The sequence below is a fragment of the uncultured Limnohabitans sp. genome (assembly GCF_937889215.1).
Classification (GTDB): Bacteria; Pseudomonadota; Gammaproteobacteria; order Burkholderiales; family Burkholderiaceae_C; genus Limnohabitans_A.
In genome coordinates this window covers 1-1,390 of record NZ_CALBEX010000239.1, presented here as the reverse complement: position 1 = coordinate 1,390, position 1,390 = coordinate 1, and the positions used below count along the sequence as shown (strand labels likewise).

Sequence of the window (1,390 nt, the reverse complement as noted above, 5' to 3'; positions counted from 1 at the left end):
AAGACGTGAGTAAGTTGTATGGCCAAGCCCCCAGCTTGTCAGGTTTTGACACAGCAGGTCTGGTGAACAGCGACACGGTGGGCAGCGTCACGTTGATCAGTGATGGGCAAGCGGCCACGGCCGACGTGGCCGGTAGCCTTTACGCCATCGTCGCGAGCAACGCCATTGGCGGCAGCTTCACGCCGGGCAACTACACCATCAGCTATGTGAACGGTGCTTTGGCGGTCACGCCCGCGCCTCTGACGATCACGGCGCAAGACGTGAGCAAGGTGTATGGCCAGGCCCCCACCTTGTCGGGTTTTGACACGGCAGGGCTGGTGAACAGCGACACGGTGGCAAGCGTGACCTTGGCCAGCAACGGGCAAGTGGCCACGGCCGGCGTGGCGGGCAGCCCTTACGCCATCGTCGCGAGCAACGCCACTGGCGACAGTTTCACGCCGGGCAATTACACCATCAGCTATGTGAACGGTGCGTTGACGGTCACACCCGCGTCCCTGACGATCACGGCGCAAGACGTGAGCAAGGTGTTTGGCCAAACGCCTGCGTTGTTGGGTTATGACGCGACTGGGCTGTTGAATGGCGACACGGTGGGCAGCGTCACTTTGATGAGTCTGGGCCAACTGGCCACGGCCAGTGCATTCGGCAGCCCCTACGTCATTGAGGCCAGCGATGCGACAGCTGGAACCTTCACCCCGAGCAATTACCAAATGGCCTATGTGAATGGCGAGTTGTCCGTCACACCCATGGCGGCTCCTCCGGTGAACACGCCAGCCATCGTTGACCCGACAGCTGTGCTCCCAGCGGTATCGGTGCCGACAACCTTGCCAGATGACACCACCCTGCTGGTGGTTTTACCTCCAGCGAACGTGACACAAGGCACAGTGACGGTGGCCAGCACCGAACCTGAACCCGTGCCATTGCAAGTGCAAACGCCGGTTCTTGTCCCCGCCGAAGAGCCTGTCGCTGCCAGCGTCGAACCCTTGATCGAGACGCTACCTGCAGTGAACGACCCGGTATTGCCAGAGGTGATGGTGCCCGTGCCATTTCCCCCCAAGCAAGACCGCAATTGAACGTACATCTACCAAGGGGTTGAAAACCATGGCAAGCCTGGCCGTCAGCCGCAAGCCTCGCGAAATCAGCAGGGCTTGCGTGTTGATGCTGATTGCGCAGTGCACCTTGGCCCTGGCTGTGGCACAACCGGTCAAGGATGTGGCTTGGCTGAAAACAGGCGCGCCAAGAACGAAGCTGGCACAGCGTGCAACGGGTCTACAGAGTTTGGCCGATGCGGGCGCCTCGGCATCTGCGCAGTCGGCAGTCCATTGGATCTTGGACACGGGAGACCATCAACAATTGCCTTTTGCGGTGGTCGACAAAATTCATGCACGGGTAT

The 1,390-nt window shown here is 60.4% G+C and carries 1 protein-coding gene and 1 pseudogene; both read left to right on the top strand.

Annotated features, from left to right (window positions below; all coding sequences use genetic code 11):
* On the top strand, window positions 1-1,070 hold a 1,070-nt coding region (locus tag Q0341_RS06110), incomplete at its 5' end, for an MBG domain-containing protein (protein ID WP_299511242.1).
* A 28-nt stretch (window positions 1,071-1,098) separates the two neighbouring features.
* A pseudogene (locus tag Q0341_RS06105) lies at window positions 1,099-1,390 on the top strand (hypothetical protein); the annotation flags it as partial.